15 protein-coding genes and 1 other RNA gene are annotated in these 19,319 nt (G+C 37.4%); 4 read left to right on the forward strand and 12 right to left on the reverse strand.

Annotated elements, in window-relative coordinates; genetic code table 11:
- Positions 1-63: 63 nt before the first annotated feature.
- Positions 64-921: a polysaccharide deacetylase family protein gene (locus tag J2S74_RS15380; RefSeq protein WP_307326919.1), complete on the reverse strand. Its 858-nt coding sequence runs from the start codon at positions 919-921 to the stop codon at positions 64-66.
- 148 nt (positions 922-1,069) lie between these two features.
- Here J2S74_RS15380 and J2S74_RS15385 point away from each other — a divergent pair, with 148 nt between their 5' ends.
- The gene (locus J2S74_RS15385) at positions 1,070-1,591 is read left to right on the forward strand and encodes a hypothetical protein (RefSeq protein WP_307326921.1); all 522 of its coding nucleotides are present in this window, start codon (positions 1,070-1,072) and stop codon (positions 1,589-1,591) included.
- Positions 1,592-2,186: 595 nt separating this feature from the next.
- On the opposite strand, the gene J2S74_RS15390 is transcribed toward J2S74_RS15385, so the two are convergent.
- The 8 genes from J2S74_RS15390 to J2S74_RS15425 all read right to left on the reverse strand — a co-directional run bounded on the left by J2S74_RS15390 (position 2,187) and on the right by J2S74_RS15425 (position 15,134).
- Positions 2,187-3,524 (reverse strand): YjiH family protein, encoded by a 1,338-nt coding sequence (locus tag J2S74_RS15390; RefSeq protein WP_370876017.1) that lies wholly within the window; start codon positions 3,522-3,524, stop codon positions 2,187-2,189.
- A 136-nt stretch (positions 3,525-3,660) separates the two neighbouring features.
- Positions 3,661-4,983, reverse strand: a complete 1,323-nt coding sequence (locus J2S74_RS15395; protein WP_307326923.1) for an amidohydrolase family protein — start codon at positions 4,981-4,983, stop codon at positions 3,661-3,663.
- A gap of 209 nt (positions 4,984-5,192) precedes the next feature.
- Entirely contained in the window at positions 5,193-6,482 is a 1,290-nt protein-coding gene (gene hutI / locus J2S74_RS15400) for an imidazolonepropionase (RefSeq protein WP_307326925.1), read from the reverse strand.
- Between the two features lie 71 nt (positions 6,483-6,553).
- On the reverse strand, positions 6,554-8,221 hold the full coding sequence (gene hutU / locus J2S74_RS15405; protein ID WP_307326927.1) for a urocanate hydratase: 1,668 nt from the start codon (positions 8,219-8,221) through the stop codon (positions 6,554-6,556).
- Between the two features lie 164 nt (positions 8,222-8,385).
- Positions 8,386-9,879: a helix-turn-helix domain-containing protein gene (locus J2S74_RS15410; protein WP_307326929.1), complete on the reverse strand. Its 1,494-nt coding sequence runs from the start codon at positions 9,877-9,879 to the stop codon at positions 8,386-8,388.
- A gap of 23 nt (positions 9,880-9,902) precedes the next feature.
- Entirely contained in the window at positions 9,903-11,498 is a 1,596-nt protein-coding gene (locus J2S74_RS15415; RefSeq protein ID WP_307326931.1) for a response regulator, read from the reverse strand.
- 20 nt (positions 11,499-11,518) lie between these two features.
- The gene (locus J2S74_RS15420; protein WP_307326933.1) at positions 11,519-12,391 is read right to left on the reverse strand and encodes a CheR family methyltransferase; all 873 of its coding nucleotides are present in this window, start codon (positions 12,389-12,391) and stop codon (positions 11,519-11,521) included.
- The gene (locus tag J2S74_RS15425) at positions 12,384-15,134 is read right to left on the reverse strand and encodes a response regulator (RefSeq protein ID WP_307326935.1); all 2,751 of its coding nucleotides are present in this window, start codon (positions 15,132-15,134) and stop codon (positions 12,384-12,386) included. Before J2S74_RS15425 ends, J2S74_RS15420 begins: the two co-directional genes overlap by 8 nt.
- 237 nt (positions 15,135-15,371) lie before the next feature.
- Here J2S74_RS15425 and J2S74_RS15430 point away from each other — a divergent pair, with 237 nt between their 5' ends.
- Positions 15,372-15,869: an erythromycin esterase family protein gene (locus tag J2S74_RS15430; RefSeq protein ID WP_307326936.1), complete on the forward strand. Its 498-nt coding sequence runs from the start codon at positions 15,372-15,374 to the stop codon at positions 15,867-15,869.
- A gap of 527 nt (positions 15,870-16,396) precedes the next feature.
- Here the strand turns inward: J2S74_RS15430 and J2S74_RS15435 are convergent.
- The 3 genes from J2S74_RS15435 to J2S74_RS15445 form a co-directional block, all read right to left on the reverse strand.
- A complete protein-coding gene (locus J2S74_RS15435; protein WP_307326938.1) occupies positions 16,397-17,464 on the reverse strand; it encodes a C40 family peptidase in 1,068 nt (355 codons plus the stop codon).
- An 83-nt stretch (positions 17,465-17,547) separates the two neighbouring features.
- On the reverse strand, positions 17,548-17,934 hold the full coding sequence (locus J2S74_RS15440) for a DUF1360 domain-containing protein (protein WP_370876019.1): 387 nt from the start codon (positions 17,932-17,934) through the stop codon (positions 17,548-17,550).
- A gap of 118 nt (positions 17,935-18,052) precedes the next feature.
- Positions 18,053-18,244: a hypothetical protein gene (locus J2S74_RS15445; RefSeq protein WP_307326940.1), complete on the reverse strand. Its 192-nt coding sequence runs from the start codon at positions 18,242-18,244 to the stop codon at positions 18,053-18,055.
- 124 nt (positions 18,245-18,368) lie between these two features.
- On the opposite strand from J2S74_RS15445, the gene J2S74_RS15450 reads away from it, so the two are divergent.
- Both J2S74_RS15450 and ssrS read left to right on the forward strand, forming a co-directional pair.
- The gene (locus J2S74_RS15450) at positions 18,369-18,500 is read left to right on the forward strand and encodes a hypothetical protein (protein WP_307326943.1); all 132 of its coding nucleotides are present in this window, start codon (positions 18,369-18,371) and stop codon (positions 18,498-18,500) included.
- Between the two features lie 206 nt (positions 18,501-18,706).
- Positions 18,707-18,887, forward strand: a non-coding RNA gene (gene ssrS, locus J2S74_RS15455) — 6S RNA.
- The last annotated feature ends 432 nt before the right edge of the window (positions 18,888-19,319 follow it).

Raw genomic sequence — 19,319 nt, forward strand, 5'->3', positions numbered from 1 at the left:
AATGTAAGAAAAGAGGATGACTCAGAAGTTTAAAAAAACATCTTGAGTCACCCTTTTTATAATTTATTTTTGATAAGGAATGTTAAGTAATTCAGGTACTGTTACAAATTCTATTCCTTGGGCTTGTAAGGTTGGGATAATTTGATGCAAAGACTCAATGGTCCCTGTTCGATCCCCATCCCATTCAGCACCATCATGCATTAAAATAATAGAGCCTGGTTGAGTATTACTTAAAACGTTATATGCTGTTTCTTCTGGTGGATACTCTCGCCAATCTAATGAGTCTACTGACCATCCAACTACTGTATATCCAAGTTCTCCAATTCTTTCTACCCGCTCATCATCAAGAAACCCATATGGCGCCCGGAATAAACTTGTACGGTAACCAACAATTTCAGCTAGGGTATCCTCCGTCTGCGTAATTTCCCTTTCAAGGGTTGCTAAATCTTGTTCCATTAAATTGGGGTGCCAATATGTATGGTTCCCGACTACATGCCCTTCTTCCACTGCTCGCGAAACAATATTTGGATGTTTCTCAGCCCTAGCTCCCATGATAAAAAATGTTGCTGGTACGTTATATTCAGCTAATACGTCTAACACTTGTGGTGTGAAACGTGGATCTGGACCATCATCAAAGGTGAGAGCAACACGGTTATCATCTGCTTGTCCCCGTAATACTACGATATTTGGAAACCTCTGTTGTAGAACGATATTAGACACAGGGTTTCTAATACGTTCCGTTTGTTCTGGACCTCCTTCAGGATCAGGAAGCTCTTCATTTTGTCGTTCTTCGTTTTTCTCTTTCCCCCACCACCACTGAGGTTCGATCATTTTTGCATGTGCTTCCGTAGTACCTAATTGTGCTGAGAAAAAGCACATCAAAAGGAATACTGCCATTAATTTAAATAAAACCTTCTTCATAGATTCATCTCCTTTTGTAAAAATCCTTATTATTTTTATTTAAAACTTTTCAATTATTCATTGTTTGAAGACAATATTTTTCAACTTGAAACTTTTTTAGGAAAATCTCGTATTACATGTAGGGTATTTTTAGAAGGGAGAGGATAAAATGGCAGAATCAAAAATTTATTTTAAAGATAATTTTTTTTCAGCAGGCATAACGGAAATTTTTAATGGAAACAAACAACGAATCGGTTCATTAGATTTAAAAAGTGCCTTTACATCAAGTGTAGATGTACTAGATAAGGAACAAAAAGTCGTTTCTAAGGGTTACTTCCCATTTTTTTCTGGAAAGTGGGTTATTACTGATGGATTAGAGATGGAACTTGGGCTATTAAGGCAGAGATTTTCCTTTTTTACAAAGAAATATGAGTACGAAGCTAAAGGATGTGGAATTTTTACCATTGAGTCTGAAGCATTTTCGAGGGAGTATGAAATATTTAACGAGGAAGGTGACAAAGTTGCCCTTTTTAAGAAGATCAATGGATTTTTTGAATCACCAGTTTACCAGCTAGCTAACGAGTCACAAGATTTAAGTAATGAAGAAGTCATTGCTATGGTGATGGGGGTTAATATGATTAATAAGCGAAACCGTAAGCGGAATTCATCTGCTGGAGGTGGAAACCATTAAACTAGATTAAAAGGAAGTACCCCACTCTAAGAAAAGAATGGAGTACTTTATTTAGGAGTGGCCGCCTTTCGCTACTCTAAGCTTTTTTAAAAAGTTTCCGAAAACAGCCTTCTTTTATTAAGGTCTGTTAAACTTTGATGTTGAGTTTCGCTTCAGATACTCGCTTTTCGCGGCCACAGAAAAAGTCATATATTTTTCGCTGAGAAAATAGCAATCGCTCCGCGCGTTGCGCGCCTGCTATGAAAAAACCACTCATAGCAGGCTTTAAAAACTTGCAACGGCTTCGTTGATTGCTTCGAGGCCACTGAAAAAGGGAAAAAACGGAGGCCACTGAAAAAGTCAATATAAACAGTGGCAATGGCTCCGCGCGTTGCGAGCCTGATATGAGAAACCCACTCATATCAGGCTTCGAAACATTGCAACGGCTCCGCTCATTGCTTCAAGCCCACTGAAAAAGATAAAAAGCGATCTTTTTCAGTGGGCTCAAAAAACGCCCTTTTTCAGTGGCCTCTTGCTTTTCCCGCAGGAGTCTCGTATCTTCCTCTCAAATCAACAGTGTTAAAAAAATCAACACTATCCTTTAATAGAGCTTTTATTAAAGAAGTAAATAGGCTAATGGTGCACCGATTAAGATGGATAGTACAACCCTTTCAAACCATATGACAATAAGTTTAGGAATGCTTACTGGAATCTCAGTTGAAAGAATACATGGGATTACAGCAGAGAAAAACAAGACGGATGATACGCAAATAATACCAACAACAAATCTAGTAACTAAAGGGGCATCTGCTGCTAGAACTGCTGGTAAAAACATTTCTACAATGGATATAGCAGCGGCTTTCCCTGCTAATAAAGGCTCAGGCAACTGTACAAGTGCCGTGAATGGATAAAATAAGTAACCTAAAATATCAAACAATGGTGTATATTCAGATAATACAAGACCAATTAAACCTACAGACATGATGGAAGGTAAAATGGCCATTGTCATAATAAAACCATCTTTCAAATTTACTTTTATACTAGTAAATAAGCTAGGGGCAGATTGTGCACGCTCCAAACCCTTTTCCCAAGCAGCTTTAAAGCGATTTCCCGTTACTTCCTCTTCTACAGGCTCTTGACCTTCGTAATATTCCTCACTAACTTTATTTAATGGCCAAATTCGAACAGTAATTGCCGTCACAAGGAAAGTAACAAACAATGTGGTCCAGAAATACGTATTCCACATTTCCATTAATCCTAATGTATTCGCTACAACGATCATAAAGGTAGCAGAAACTGTAGAGAAACCCGTTGCAATAATCGTAGCTTCTTTTACTGAATACTTCCCTTCTTTAAAAACTCGATTTGTTATTAAAAGTCCAATAGAATAACTTCCCACAAAGGAAGCTACTGCATCAATGGCAGATCGTCCAGGAGTTTTCCAAACGGGTCTCATAATTGGCTGCATGAGAACTCCAATAAATTCAAGAAGTCCATAGCTTACTAGTAAGGCTAGAAAAACGGCACCAATAGGAACAAGTAATCCGACTGGTGTGACTAATGAATTAAGTAAGAATGGCCCCATACTTGGATCGAATAACCAAGCCGGCCCAAATCCAAACACAAGCATAATCGTTACGATTAAACCAAGAACCTTTAATCCAGACAAAGTCATGTTCACTTTGTCTTTATTCCATGTTTTTGCAACGAATGGATAGGCTGCACCAAGAGCAATCACCCCTAGGGCATAATAAGGCAATACAGATGGGAGTCCATTCCGAATAGCTGTAACGATATGGTCTAATGTAATAGAGCTTCGTTCATTATACGTTATAGGAATGAAAAACATAAAGATACCAATAGCACTGAACAAGAAGAACCGGAACATAGCAAGATTATAATTTGGCTTCTTCACAACAACTTCTTGATTGTTTACTTGACTAACCTTTTCCATATTAAATCATCCCCTTCATTAGATTTAAGATTTACAAATATAAGATCCTCCTTTCTATTTTTTTCTAATTTTCTGATAAATAATTATATAATGAGAGAGATAACTATCATAATTAGCTATCTCTTCCTAAATCCTATTACACCTTCCCCTCCCATTTCTCAAATAAACGGTCCACTTTGTCTATGATTGTTTTCTCATTTACTGTTTGTAATTCTCCATCTTTCACTATTGTTTTCCCATCCACTATTACATCTTTTATAGCGGTTGGCTGTAAAGAATAAACAACATTAGCAAACAACTCTTTCTTCGGGGAAAGGGAAAGGTCATCTAATTTCAAGGAAACAAAATCCCCTTTCAACCCCTCTCTTATTTCTCCTGCTTTTAATTGTAATAATTCAGCCCCCATTTTTGTCCCCATATCAAACACTTGTTTTGCATGAATACAAGTACCATCTAAGGTTGCGACTTTTTGCAATAAGGAACACATCCTCATTTCTTCTAAAACGCTGATTCGGTTATTACTGCATGCCCCATCGGAACCTAACGAGATTCTTACTCCCGATTTATACAAATCAGGAATTCTAGTAATTCCATCAGATAAGAACATATTACTGGATGGGCAGTAGGCTAATCCTGCTTTTTTATCTCCTAGTAAGCGGATTTCTGATTCCTCAAGCCAAACTAAATGGATAGCGATCATGCTTTCATCAACGACTCCTAAGGAATCCAAATAATGCACAGGTCTTAATCCGTATTTTTCTAACGTCTCCTCCACCTCAAATTGCTCTTCTGCTACATGAATATGGAATGGCGTATTCAATACCTTCGCTAGACGATGCCCAGCCTTTATCATTTCAGGTGATGCAGCATGTGGACTATGGGGAGCAGGTTGAACGGAAACCATCGGATCTCCTTGGTATTTAACGGCTAGTTGACGAGTTCTCGCTACTGCCTCCTCCACTGTTTCGCGGTAGCTAATTGGAGCCCCGTCCCAATCATACATCGTCCTTGCAAAAACGAGTCGAATCCCTAAATCCTTAGCTGCTTGAATGACCGCTTCATCCGTTGAAGTTCCGTTATTATGGACGTAGAAAAAGTCACTCACTGATGTGGCACCATACTTAAGCATTTCCCCAAAGGCAAATAATGCCCCTGTATAAATCGCCTCTTCATCGAATAATGGTGTATATTTGTAAAGGGCTTCATCTCGCCATTCTAAAAAAGGCCGATCCACTGCAATGCCCCTTAGTAAACTTTGAAAGGAATGATTGTGAGCATTAATCGTTCCAGGAATGATTGCTTTGCCAGACCAATCTACTTCCTCCACTCCATTGTATCTTTCTTGCAGTTTTCGTTTTGGGCCAACGTCCTTAATAACACCTTCTTCCACAAAAACAGCATAGTTTTTTTGAAAACGATCATTTGTATAAACAAAATCAGCCACAAATAACTGTTTCATCGATGACACTCCTTTCATTCTACAGTTGTTCATCCAAAGCTAATATGGTATGCAGTATTACATTCGCTACCTTTTCTATTAGCTTTCTTGTAGTCTAGTCCCGTATTGAAACGCGAACTCTTCCTATTCCTCTGTTTTCGCGTTTCAACAAATACCATGTTCAACATTAATATTTCTACCACAATAATTACATCCTGCATCTAGCATCTCTAACGAACAATCCGCCCAGACTCCACGACAACCTTCCCATCCTTAATCACGGATCCTATTAAATTCACACCATAATGATACTGAATATAGGAATAATTCGGGGCATCCCAAATAACAAAATCTCCTTTTTTTCCAACCTCTATGCTGCCAATTTCATTTCCTCGCTTGATGGCATGGGCGGCATTTATGGTAGCAGCTGTCAGTACCTCTGCTGGTGTCATCCCCATATTTAAACAACCTAACTGCATGATCAGAGGTAAAGATTCTGTTGGACTGGAGCCTGGGTTACGATCAGTGGACAAGGCAACTGGAACACCTGCATCAATCATTTTCCTTCCATTTGCGAACTCAGCCATTAGGAAAAATGCCGTTCCAGGTAACAATACACCTACTACTCCTGCCTCTGCCATTGCTTCCATACCTGCATCTGAAACCTTTAACAAATGATCCGCAGAAACTGCACCAACCTTTGCCGCAACTTCTGCCCCTTTATATGGCTCAATTTCATCAGCATGGATTTTTGGCAACAAACCAAATTTTTTCCCAGCTTCTAGAATCTTCTCCGATTGTTCAGGTGTAAAAACTCCTTTTTCACAAAATACATCGTTAAATTCTGCAAGACCTAGTTCTGCTACTTTCGGTATCATTTCTGACACAACTAAATCTACAAATTCATCGGGATTTTCTTTAAAATTCATAGGTATCGCATGGGCACCCATAAAGGTTAAAACAATGTCAATTGGATGATCATTATTTAATTCCTTCGCTGTATATAACTGCTTCAATTCGTTTTCAAGATCTAATCCATAGCCGCTTTTAGCTTCCATTGCTGTAACCCCATGGAGGAGAAACTTATCTAAACGGCCAAAACTCTCTTTATACAAAACCTCTGGACTTGCTTCCCGAGTTGACCTCGTGGTGCTGTGAATGCCCCCGCCTGCATTCATGATCTCCATGTAGCTTGCACCATTTAAGCGCATATTAAATTCATTTTCACGACTCCCAGCAAAAACTAAGTGAGTATGGGGATCCACTAAGCCTGGAGTTACTAATCTACCTGTAGCATCCACCACATGAGCTTCTTCTAATTTCTCCCCATACTTCTCAATCAACTCTTCATCGGGACCAACAGCAGCTATTTTACCGTCTTCCACCCAAACGGAACCTTCTTCGATAATGGACAATTCATTCATTTTTTCCCTTGTTAAGGGAGCATCTGAACTACCCTTTAAAGTTACTAATTGATTTGCTTTTCGAATGAAAAGGGGTTTGCTATTTTTTCCTACCACGTAATTCGCCTCCATTTTCTATCGTCAGCTTTCCATAATATTAAATAAACTCTATTAAACGGTATAACCAATTACTCTTCCTTTTGGAGCATTGGCATATGAATCCCTTTTTTACGAGCTGTTTCAATGGCTAAATCATAGCCCGCATCGGCATGGCGAACGACACCCATTCCAGGGTCCGTTGTTAACACACGTTCTAAACGTCTTTCCGCCTCATCTGTCCCGTCGGCCACAATGACCATTCCAGCATGTAAGGAGTAACCCATACCAACCCCTCCCCCATGGTGGACTGAAACCCAGCTTGCTCCACCAACAGAGTTAATTAATGCATTTAAAATTGGCCAATCGGCAACTGCATCACTGCCGTCCTTCATGGCTTCTGTTTCACGGTTCGGGGAAGCAACGGACCCTGAATCCAGATGATCCCGCCCAATGACAATCGGTGCCTTTAACTCTCCTGTACGGACCATATCATTTAAAATTTTCCCAAAGCGGGCCCTTTCCCCGTATCCTAACCAGCAAATTCTAGCAGGTAGTCCTTGAAAGGAAATTTGCTCTTGAGCCATTTTAATCCAACGGCAAAGACCTTCGTTATCCTTAAACTCCCGTAAGATGGCTTTATCTGTTTTATAAATATCTTCCGGGTCACCAGATAAGGCTACCCAACGGAATGGACCTTTTCCTTCACAAAATTGAGGGCGAATATAAGCAGGAACAAACCCAGGAAAATCAAAGGCACTAGAAACCCCCATATCCTTTGCTACTTGACGAATGTTGTTCCCGTAATCAAAGGTGACAGCACCTGATTTCTGCATTTCCAGCATGGCCTTCACATGTACTGCAATACTCTCCTTTGCCAATTGGGTTAATTTTTCCGGTTCCCTATTTCTCATTTCCTTTGCTTCTTGCAGCGACATACCTGCTGGAATATATCCGTTAAGTGGATCATGTGCAGATGTTTGATCCGTTAAAATATCTGGTATAAATCCTTTACCAATCATTTTTGGCAGCAATTCAGAAGCATTCCCTAACAGTCCAATTGATAACGCTTTCTTTTCTGCTTTTGAATTTAAAGCGAGTTTGATAGCTTCATCTAAATCGCGAACGTAGACATGACAGTATTTCGTATCAATACGGCGGTGAATTCTCGTTTCATCCACTTCAATAGCAATAACAACTCCACCATTCATCGTAACAGATAATGGCTGAGCTCCGCCCATCCCACCTAATCCTGCAGTTAATGTAATGGTTCCTTCTAGGCTTCCACCAAAATGCTGCCGAGCACATTCAGCAAATGTTTCATACGTTCCTTGGACAATACCTTGACTTGCAATATAAATCCAGCTTCCCGCTGTCATTTGCCCATACATCATTAACCCTTTTCTGTCTAATTCTTGGAAATGCTCCCAATTAGCCCATGCTGGAACTAAATTTGAATTGGCAATTAATACCCTTGGGGCATCTGTGTGGGTTCGAAACACGGCAACAGGTTTCCCAGATTGTACTAACAGGGTTTCATCATTATTTAAATTTTTCAACGTTTCTACAATTCTTTCAAAGCTTTCTTTATTCCGGGCAGCTTTACCAATTCCCCCATAAACAACGAGTTGTTCCGGATGCTCCGCTACCTCAGCGTCTAAATTATTTAATAGCATCCTTAAAGCTGCTTCTTGTACCCAACCCTGTGTATTTAATTCTCTACCGGTTGGCGCTTTAATGTTCTTAAGATCTAAAAGCATAAAAAATCCCTCCCCTTTAGTCTACAATTACATTGTAATAACCAAGGAATGGGATTTATAGATTACAGAATATTTAAAAATAGGATTTATATAAGATTAAATGCATAATAAACCCAACATAACTGGATTTATTTTATATTTTCCAGCTTATATTTAACGAAATATTAAATAATTCCTGTTTTTTGGCGACGATAAACTCTTGGAGTAACCCCTTCCATCTCTTTGAATAATCTGCTGAAGTAATTGGCATCCTTATAACCAATTTGATGAGCGATTTCCTGAATCGTCATGCTAGATTCGAGCAATAATTTTTTAGAATGTTTCATTCGATACTCATTCAACACTTGACGAAACGTTTTCCCCTTTTTTCTTGATAAAATTGTACTAAAATAGCCAGCGCTACGGTCAACTGCATGAGCAACATCTTCTAAGGAAATATCGTGTCTGCGAAAATTATTTTCAATGTATTGTAATCCCCTTTCTACCACATCAAAAACATGTTTGCTTTGCTGCTCTTCGGCATAATCCACCAATTCAATGGCGAATAACAATACTTCTTGGACGATACTGAATAACACGGGTTCATAGATTATCGTTTGAAAAACATCGTGATATTTCCTTTCTACTTCCTCCTCTTTATGAAGCTTGTACGTATACATAAACCTCCGCAACTGTGCTAGAATGCTGGTTAGTTTAATCCTCATTAAATCAGGATTTGGGTAACCCTTTGGAAATTGTGTAAATGTGTGATAAAGCCATTTTTTAATACTCTCTTTATCCCTTTCTTCCATCTTTGATACCCATAATCTTTGCTCCTCCGGGTTTAAAAAGGGGTCTACTTGAATAAAAGGGGGTTTTTCATCAACCCAGTGCAACTGCTGGTTTCCTTTAAAGAATTCCATTTTTAACGTTTCTTTAGAGCGTAAATATATTTCATGTAAGCTAGATGCTGGTATTGTACTTGGGTGGATCGCTATGCTTAACCTCCCCTGTCTTTGGGTCTGCCATCTTTCCGTTATCCGTTGAAATTCTTCCTGCAGCACAGAAACCTCATGCTCCTTCGGGACTTCCAATATACAAGCAATCATGTTACTTAGGGCAAAACAAGTGACCGGGAATGGAAAATAATATTCCTGAAGCCAATAATAAAGGCTTTTATTATAGAAGGTGTTTTCCGATTTTAATAATGCAAAACTTGGACACTCTTTTTCTAAAGGTTGTTTTATAAAAAGGGAGTGATAGGAAAATTCATTTATTTTTGATATCATTGGGAAACTTTTTTCCTTCGACTGACTTTCCTTTGCTGCCCGATAGAAAACAGGCTTTAACGTATCAGGAGAAACAGGTTTTACAAACAATGAAATAGCTTCAAGTTCAATAGCTTGCAATGCCCTTTCAAAAACAGGTTCCGTTGTAATACAAATCACCTTTTGGACATACATTCTCATCAATTGTATTACCTTCTCCAATTGCTGCTTCGGTATCATTTCTAATTCAAGGTAAACAACTTCGGGCTTTTCCTTTTCAACAATAGAAAGGAATTCCTCCATATTTTTTGCATCAAAAATAGTTTTAAATGGCAGATGGTACGATTCAATGAACCAACGAATTCCAATCCTTTCTGTATTATCCCTATCCGCTATTAGTATTTTCCCCATTAGAAGACCCCTTTCTAAAGAAACTAATGCTGTTCAAATAGATTAAGTGGTGATTTAATAAAGGATTTTAAAGGAAAACGAATATAAAAACTCGTCCCACTTTTACAAGAGTCTATATCTATTTCTGCTCCATGACGGGAGGCTATACTAAAGCAAATGGCAAGTCCCAAGCCAGTTCCTTCGTCTTTGGTTGTAAAGAAAGGTGTGCCGATATTTTCAATTAATTCTTTTTTAATTCCATGACCCTCATCTTTAATTTGCAGAACCACTTCCTCTTCCTCACAATAGGTTCTTATGGTCAATTTTCCTGTTTCAGACATGGCTTCTAAACCATTTATTCCAATGTTTAAGATAAGTTGTCTTATTTCTTTTTCATCTATGTAAATTTCTGGACAGCCATTTAGATCAAGAACCACATTTTTATTTCCCATTAATGCTTCGGCCTGTAACAACGGATAAAGGGCATTAATGACACTGTTTAAGTTTAATAAATTTTTGTCCGTAGCCTTGTCCTTTGCTAAAGATAAATATTCCGTAATAATTGAATTTGCCCGATTAAGCTCATCGATCATTAAATTAATATAATCCTTCGTAGTTGTGGACTGATTTTCATCATTTTTAGTAAGCTGTAAAAAACCTAATACGGTTGTCATTGGGTTTCTTATTTCGTGAGCAATCCCCGCTGCCATTTCCCCAACAAGGTTTAAACGTTCTAAACGGGCAATTTGTTTTTCTAATTTTTGTTTTTCGGTAACATCGGTAATGGCACTTATTATACATTTCTCACCATTAATAATGGAAGTTTCTGTAGAAAGAAGCCCTTCCCTAATATCATTTGATTTTGTCTTATACTTAATTTTCTCATTAAACAATCCATCCGTTAAATCAAGTGGAGTATGATTTAGGCTAATAAATCCCTTTGTAGTTGGCTTAATTTCAATTGTTTGTTCATTTAATCCATGTAAATCATCCATCGAATAACCGGTAAATTCTGTCCAACTTTTATTTACAATTATGTATTTCCTTGTTTCTAAAGAACGAATGGCCATCAAATTAGGACTAAATTGAAACACCTTTTTAAACTGCTCCTGAGACAACTTCAATTCTTCGTTTGTTTCCACAAGCTTCTTCGTTTTTGCATCAATAATATGTTCCAGATTTTTATATTTTTCATTAAGTTCCTTCGTTTCCTCTTGGAGTTTTTTATGCTTGCCCTCTATTTCTTTTTGTTTTTCAAAAATATCTACAAATACCGCAACCTTGCTTTTTAACACATTAGGGTTAAATGGTTTAAAAATATAATCAACTGCGCCTTTTGAATAACCGTTATTCACATGCTCATTAGCTTTACTTATGGCAGTAATAAAAATAATTGGGATATGCTTAGAGCTTTCCCTTTCTTTAATAATTTCAGCTGTCTCAAAACCACTTAAACCAGGCATTTGAACATCCATTAGAATGACAGCAAATTCATATTGTAATACATATTTCAAAGCCTCTTCCCCGGAGTGTGCAAAGATGAGCTCGTATTTTTCTGAATCTAAAACAGCTTGTAACGCTATTAAATTCTCACGTCTGTCGTCTACAATTAAAATATTTACCTTATCTGCATTATCCATCTATATTACCCTCTTATCTTTTAAGATTTCTTAAAGCTTTCCTTTCGATAAATCTTCTCTATTGGATCTACCTCTTTAAAAAATGTAAGGGCATCCCTATCTGTGATTGTTTCTTTATTCCCGAAGCATAAAAAACCGTTGTCACTTAAACTTTCATTAAACAAATGATAGACTCGGTTTTTAAGCTCAGCATTAAAATAAATAAATACATTTCTACATACAATGACATGAAACTCATTAAAGGAATGATCTGTTACAAGATTATGATGGGCAAACACTATATTTTCCTTTAAAAAAGGTTTGATTGAAACATAATCATCATTAACAGTGTAGTATTCTGAAAATTCCTTCTCCCCACCACTTTGCTGATAATTTTTCGTATAGCTTTTCATGTGCCTAATGCTTATTTCACCATCTATAGCTTTTTCTAATATTGTTTCATTCATATCGGTGGCATAAATTTGTGATTTCTCAAGTAACCCCTCCTCATGAAGGAGAATGGCCATGGAATAAACTTCCTCCCCTGAGGAACAACCAGCATGCCAGATACGAATAGACGGCTCCGAACGAAGGTGGGGAACCACCTCTGTTCGGAAAGCCTTAAAAAAGCTTGGATCACGATACATTTCCGTAACATTTATGGAAAGGTCATTTAACAGCCTTTTCATTATCTCTGGTTCCCTAAAAACTTTTCCCTGAAGTTCTGAAATAGATTTTACATTTTCCAAATTCGCCCGAAGAGAAAGCCTTCTCTTCAAAGAAGAATAGGCGTAATTTCTAAAGTCGAAGCCATAATGCTGGTAAAGCCCCTCTAAAAATAACTCAACCTCTAATTTTTCGATTTCATTTTGTATTTGTTTCGAATCTTTCCGTGCATTATTGATTTTAAACACCTTCTAACTGGTAAACCCAAACCTTCATTAGTGAAAGTAGCTGCTCCTTATCTACTGGTTTACTAATATAATCTGATGCTCCCGCTTCGATACATTTTGCTTTATCATGCTTCATAGCTTTAGCAGTTAAGGCAATGATCGGTAACTCCTTGAAGCATTCTTTCTTTCTGATTTCTTTCATTGCCTCATATCCATCCATTATTGGCATCATAATATCCATGAGAACAATATCAATGTCTTGGTACTCCTCCAGCATTTCAATAGCTTCTTTCCCATTTTCTGCAAAGAGCACCTTCATCTGGTGATTTTCCAAAACTGTAGTTAAGGCAAAGACATTCCGCATGTCATCGTCAACAATAAGGACACGTTTATTCTCAAGTGGTTTATTGGACTTTATTTTTTCAAAATCAACTTGCTGTGCCTTTTCTTGTTCCGGTTCTTCTCGTGAAAGACTTTCTTCATTCGTTATTTCTGACTCATTCGTAACAGCTGCTTTTCCAAAATCAATAAATAGATCATCCGTATTTTCACAACTATTAGGTAAATATAAAGTAAAGGTAGACCCTTCCCCTTCTTTACTTTGTACCTCAATACTACCACCTAGTAGTTGTGCTAATTCACGGCTAATGGATAATCCTAGTCCTGTACCACCGTATTTTCTTGTAGTCGTTCCATCCCCTTGATAAAAGGCTTCAAAAATTGCCAGCTGCTTCTCATTAGAGATGCCAATACCAGTATCCTTGACGGAAAAAACTAAGTTGGAGTCGGAACCCATCTCTTCCCTTTTCACAAAAAATTCTACACTGCCAACGGTGGTAAATTTGAAGGCATTGGAAAGGAGATTTTTTAAAATTTGTTTTAATCTTTGATCATCCGTTAGTACGGATCTAGGGGTCCCTGGATGAATGGAAATATTAAAGTCTAGTCCCTTTTGCTTTGCAATAGGGGAAAATTGACGTTTAACGAAAGCTTTAACATCCTTGATTTCCACTTCCTCAGCGTAAACATCTATTTTCCCAGACTCTATTTTAGATAAATCTAAGATATCATTAATTAGCTCTAATAAATCCTTTCCGGATGTATAAATAGTTTCTGCATGCTCTACTTGATCTTTTGTTAAGTTACCCTTCTCATTTTCATGTAAGAGCTGAGATAAAATTAAAATACTGTTAAGGGGCGTCCTCAACTCATGACTCATATTAGCCAGAAACTCCGACTTATACTTCGAGCTTAATTCAATATTTCTGTTCTTCTCTTCTAAATCAAGTTTTATTTGCTCTAATTCCTTCGTCTTTTCATCTGATTTCTTATATTGTTCATGGAGTTTCTCATTAATGGACTTCAATTCTTCCTGTTGCTGCTGCAGCTCCTCCGACTGGGATTGCAGTTCCTCTGTAGTCATTTGAGATTCTGCCAACAAATCACTGATTTTAATATGATTTAAAATTTGATTGATACTGACTCCAATGGACTGAGAGATTTGTTCTAATAATTCTACTTGTAAAGGAGTAAAAGGTTCAAATTTTGCTAGCTCTAAAACACCAATAACACCCCTGTCAAATTCAATAGGTAATAGGATGAGGGAAGTAGGTTGAGCTTTTCCTAATCCAGAGGTTGTAGCTATATAATCAGAAGGAAGGTTTTCTAAGTGCATAACTTTATTATTAGCAGCGCATTGTCCAACAAGACCTTGTCCAAGCTTAATTGTCTCTTCCCCAATCACTTCATCTTCCGTTGCATAACTAGCTTGTTTTCGCAATATATTTCCCTCTTCCTTTAAGTAAAAGACACCAAATACAGCCTTTACAGTGGGGGCAATATTCTCAAGGAAGAGCTCTTCAAACCGCTTTAATTCCTGAACCCCCTGTAAGGAATCAGCTATTTTTGCATATTCTGTTTTGATCCAATTATCAGAAATCAAAGAGTCATTCAGCTGCTTTTCCTTTTCCGTAATCTGCTCAAGGGATGCAGCCATATGATTATAAGCCTTGGCAATATCCCCAATTTCATCTTTTCTTCTAACATCAATTCTAGGCAACTTCCCTGTGGTGTGATCCCCTATTGTTGTCATTACACTACGTACTTTATTAATACTTCGATTAATACTTCTTGTAACACTAAGAGATATTCCTATAACAAAGAGGATGCTTATGACAGCTAAAGTCGTAAATATAGAAATAGCATTCTGGTAAGTTTGTTCTGATTCTAAAAGTGCCAAATCCATACTTTCCTCTTCTGCTAAAGTAAAGGCGTCAATCTCAGTGATAAGTGCCTGTCTAATTTCGTTATTTAGTTCAACTACTTCTCTCTCTTGTGGTGAAAATTCATTCAAGCCAGAAAAAGTAAGGCCGTGTGATTGGTCTAAAATAAATTCTATCCTGCTATCGTATTCAGAATTCAACAAACGGATAGAGGAAACCAAAATCAAGGTATCTTCTTTTGCTGTATATTGCAACGCATCAATTGCTACCGTTGCCTCCCTCCGATAATCTCGAATCAATTGTATTTGATCTTCTGAAACTTCACCGGGAGCAGCTAATAAAACTTCTCTTATATTTGTAGCAGTTGCTTCTGTTATGTATTTAATTTCATTAGCCAGTCGGACCCGTTCATAATTTTCCGTTACAACCTCAGAGATGTTGTCCCTTTGTTGATTAAATATGTATAAAACACTTGTACCAAAAAACATTAATAAACAAATGATCGCAATAAATCCCAAATAAAGCTTCGTTTTAATCTTCATACTATAATACCTTTCTTAATTTAGAATTATTTCTATTTACTAATTATAATTCTACTAAACTTCCCCTGCCGAATCTAATGATAGTACCATTAACTTCTATATTTTTTGTCATAACTTCTAATAATTCTAAAACTAGACGATAAAATACTCGAAGAAAGTGAGACTAATCCACATATTTTCGTAAATAGTTTTTTGATAAAGGTGATACTAAAAAAATACGAAAAGGGGCTGCAATCAATGCTTCATATTGAAACAAAAATTAAATCAATCGAAACCAATTCTGTTGCCTTTAATAAGATAAAGGACCTACATTTACTACTTGAACGGGCAAGTAAATCAAAGTATGTTCTATTGGGAGAATCAACACATGGTACTTCTGAATTTTATACGTTACGGGCAGAGATTTCCAAATGGTTGATCCAAGAAAAGGGCTTTAATTTTATTGCCGTTGAAGGAGATTGGCCATCATGTTATGAAGTTAATCGTTTTATAAAGGAGTATACAAATGAGTTTACAAATGCTAAAGATCCTTTAAATAGTTTTAAACGCTGGCCACAGTGGATGTGGTATAACAAAGAAGTTTGCTCCCTTGTGGATTGGTTAAAGGATTTTAATGACATGAGTATGTCGAAAGATAAAATTGGTTTTTACGGTATAGATGTTTATAGTTTATGGGAATCCATGGAGAAGATAATTGAATGCTTAGAAGAAGTAAAATCACCAGATGCTATATGACCCAGACAGAGAATATTTAGGTAATTATGTCCCGTCTCAAATATCCAAACGCTACAACGCGTTCATCCATATCGATAAAACAACAGCATTAAATCCTCTTTAATATAGGCTTGTTGTATACTCAGTTGCTTTTTTAGAAAGCTTGGAGAAGTGGAAGGCAGCGACTCCAGCGACGAGCGTTTACTTCACGAGTAAGCTACGAGTTGTCTCGGAGCGTATTCGTTTACGATGACTCTTGGATCCGCTCCAAAGCGATACTCATAGAGGAAGAGACATGGCCCGAGGAGACTGAAGCGTTGCCCGCGGGAGCCAGGATGGCGACATTACGTCGTTGCCCACAAGCGGGACCTGAGACGCTTCCTTGATTAGTTTGCGTCGAGTAATCGCAGACGCAGGACGTGGGCTGCCCTTAGGCTTAATTGATCCGCCTGTAGCGTATCCAAGCTAAATTTATTCTTAAAAAACAACACTTATAGAAAACAACATTAATAAAAAAGGATGCGTCCGGTGGGACACATCCTTTTTGTTTAATCAATTACACGCTTGGAGAATAGGTAATTCTCCTGCCAATAACCAATACTCATGAAGTTCTCGGATATATGAACTCCCCTAGAGGAGGATGCGTGAATCATATCTCCGTTACCCATATAAATACCTAAATGACCAACTCTTCCATCGGAGTACAGATCAGGAGTACTAAAGAAAACTAAATCTCCAGGAAGTAAGTTATCTAATGAAACGGTTGTTCCTAAGGCTGCTTGCTCTCGTGAAGTACGTGGCAACTGAATACCGTTCTGTGCAAATACGTGCATTGTATACGAGGAGCAATCGAATAAATTTGGTGCTTCGTCTAATGTTGCCCCAAATTTATAGCCTGCACCGATATATTTTTGAGCTTCCGCAATGATACTGTTTCTAACATCTGCTGCTGGAGCGGGATTGTTTTCTTCTACTGGTCGATGCTCCTTAGCCGGCTCCGTTTCTTTCATTTGCTCTCTTGGCGGGAGCTTTAAATACTGTCCAGGATAAATAACATTTGACCCTAACTCATTAACTCTCCTTAAAGCATCAACGGTCGTATGATGGGCTTCTGCTATACGCCATAAAGAATCTCCATGTTGTACAAGGTACTTGCTTGCAGGCTTTTCAATTTGGATGGATCCATTTTCCGGTTTAAAATAAATATTTGCATTAAACAAAGCACCTGCCGCATCAAGCGGTACGTATCCAGTTTCATTTATCCATCGCGGGGGATTTATATTGATAAATTCATCCCCTCTTCTAGCCCTGGTTCCCCCCATTGTTGTTCTGACAACTGTGGAACCATCCGTTAATTCATATGTTTTCGTTTGCTTTTCAAATTGTATATGGTTATAACCAAGTATTCTAGCTAGATGTGTGAGTGGAACAAAGTAGTCTCCACCAATTTTGATTGGGTCAATCCCATCAACCATTTTACCGTTAATAGCTACTCCTGCTGTTGGTACATTTTCATACGCACTTACAGTATCCGTAAAAATGGATTGGGTTGAAAATATAAGTACAAATAAGCTGACGAAAAGAATTCGTGAGCCAAGTCTTATATTATTCTTCATGAAAAAACCTCCTAAATTTTTTACCCTATATTTTAATCGAATATATAATTTGTAAACTTGGGGTTTTTATACATGAATGTGCATTATTTTAACTTATCGGCATAACGATCTAAGAGGGCTATTGCTTTGGTTCCAACTCCCACAAAGGTTTCAAGGATAGCTTGAGCACCAGCTATAGAAAAAATAAAAATGATAGGAATAAAAATTTTCGGAAATAACAGGTACCCTGCACCTAAAATAATGGCGCTCCAAACTCCTGTACACCAGTAACAATTTAATAAATAGCCGAACTTCGACTTCGGCACTCTTTTCTTTTTTGTTTTACCATTACTATCTGTTATTGTCTCTTCTTTCATAAATGGGTTTCGAATAAACTCGGTTATCTTATCAAATACAATAAGATGAGTAAAGCGGTAGCTTGCCAATATAAGCATGATATAAATAAGCCATAAGCTTTCTATTTCAACCATTTAATTAACCCCCATCATCGTTTCCTTTCATTTTTTCAATAAATAAAGGGAAACATGTAAATAAACAAAAGATGCCTCAAAAAGTTCATAACTTTTTTAAGACACCCTTTAAAGGAGGTTAATCGTCATCTCCTCTCAAAATACCCCCTTGAATCTGATCTTCTATCGCCTCATTCCTTTCTCCCCCATCAGATAGCTCTTCAGAAAATTCATGGTCCTTTACATCCTTTTTCGAAACAAGCTTCGATGCTTTTACATCTGCAGAGGTTAAATTTAAATTTGGTACCCCTTCTTCATTCCATTTTTCCATTTAAACAATCCCCTTTCTAAAAATGAATATCTATAGTATGATCCAAAATCATTAGAGAAATGAATGAGAAGTGTACAGGTTTGGGAAATTAGAGGTAATCAATCATAGAAAGGGGTAAAAAAGAATGCCATATCGTAGTATGAAACAATACAAAGTTACAAGGGGAAAAGCAAAAGACAGTAATATTAAAGCAAATTATGAGTATACAAGTGGTAACGAAACTGGCGAAACAGAGAACAAGAAAAACAAAAAATAACGAAAAAAGGAAGGTAACTATAAAGGTATATGGTTCCTTTGGGTACCTTCCAATAAGTAAATGATGACCTTTTATTTTCCTGTTTTCCCCTTTGTCCATTCTGTTTTTGGATATACAGTCAACTGAATCCATTTACCTTTATTACCAATAGTTACTTTTGTTTTTTACGTGTATTTGATGTTATATTAAACATATAAGATGTTCGATTAATCCTGCGATGATCGTCAACTCAGGATGTCTTAAACCGATGTTGTTTTTTAGGGAATTTTATAATCTGAACTAGACAATAGGCCTTGATTGCTAGGGGACATTGGAAGGTTTGGTGCGAATGCCCACCTGCGAGAGCGGGTTTTAAGACACTTAGAGTAACGACAGAGTGGGAGCATTGTTTTACATAATTTCAGGAGTGCAAAAAGAAATCAACTCCTTTTGATACTATTAAGTTCTATTACGAGAGCTTAAAGTTAATATTTTATACTAAAAGACACCTAAATTCATTATAAATGAGGTGTCTTTTATTTTTACTGCCAGTAATTAAGACTTATGAGACAGATAAGCCTTTCTCATCTTCCCTTACCTGTTTCATGAACGCCTTATGAGACAGGTAAGCCTTTCTCATCTTCCCTTACCTGTTCCATGAACGACTTATGAGACGGGTAAGCCTTTTTTTCTTTCCTTACCTGTTTCATAACTGGCCTTATGAGACAGGTAAGCTTTTCTTTTCTTCCCTTACCTGTTTCATGAACGACTTATGGAACAGGTAAGCCTTTTTTTCTTTCCTTACCTGTTTCATAACTGGCCTTATGAGACGGGTAAGCT

The sequence above is a fragment of the Evansella vedderi genome (genome assembly GCF_030813435.1).
Taxonomy (GTDB): Bacteria; Bacillota; Bacilli; order Bacillales; family Salisediminibacteriaceae; genus Evansella; species Evansella vedderi.

Coding starts and splice junctions, on each gene's coding strand:
- J2S74_RS15380 (WP_307326919.1), bottom strand. CDS start 921: ATGAAGAAGGTTTTATTTAAATTAATGGCAGTATTCCTTTTGATGTGC.
- J2S74_RS15385 (WP_307326921.1), top strand. CDS start 1,070: ATGGCAGAATCAAAAATTTATTTTAAAGATAATTTTTTTTCAGCAGGC.
- J2S74_RS15390 (WP_370876017.1), bottom strand. CDS start 3,524: ATGGAAAAGGTTAGTCAAGTAAACAATCAAGAAGTTGTTGTGAAGAAG.
- J2S74_RS15395 (WP_307326923.1), bottom strand. CDS start 4,983: ATGAAACAGTTATTTGTGGCTGATTTTGTTTATACAAATGATCGTTTT.
- hutU (WP_307326927.1), bottom strand. CDS start 8,221: ATGCTTTTAGATCTTAAGAACATTAAAGCGCCAACCGGTAGAGAATTA.
- J2S74_RS15410 (WP_307326929.1), bottom strand. CDS start 9,879: ATGGGGAAAATACTAATAGCGGATAGGGATAATACAGAAAGGATTGGA.
- J2S74_RS15415 (WP_307326931.1), bottom strand. CDS start 11,498: ATGGATAATGCAGATAAGGTAAATATTTTAATTGTAGACGACAGACGT.
- J2S74_RS15425 (WP_307326935.1), bottom strand. CDS start 15,134: ATGAAGATTAAAACGAAGCTTTATTTGGGATTTATTGCGATCATTTGT.
- J2S74_RS15430 (WP_307326936.1), top strand. CDS start 15,372: ATGCTTCATATTGAAACAAAAATTAAATCAATCGAAACCAATTCTGTT.
- J2S74_RS15435 (WP_307326938.1), bottom strand. CDS start 17,464: ATGAAGAATAATATAAGACTTGGCTCACGAATTCTTTTCGTCAGCTTA.
- J2S74_RS15440 (WP_370876019.1), bottom strand. CDS start 17,934: ATGGTTGAAATAGAAAGCTTATGGCTTATTTATATCATGCTTATATTG.
- J2S74_RS15445 (WP_307326940.1), bottom strand. CDS start 18,244: ATGGAAAAATGGAATGAAGAAGGGGTACCAAATTTAAATTTAACCTCT.
- J2S74_RS15450 (WP_307326943.1), top strand. CDS start 18,369: ATGCCATATCGTAGTATGAAACAATACAAAGTTACAAGGGGAAAAGCA.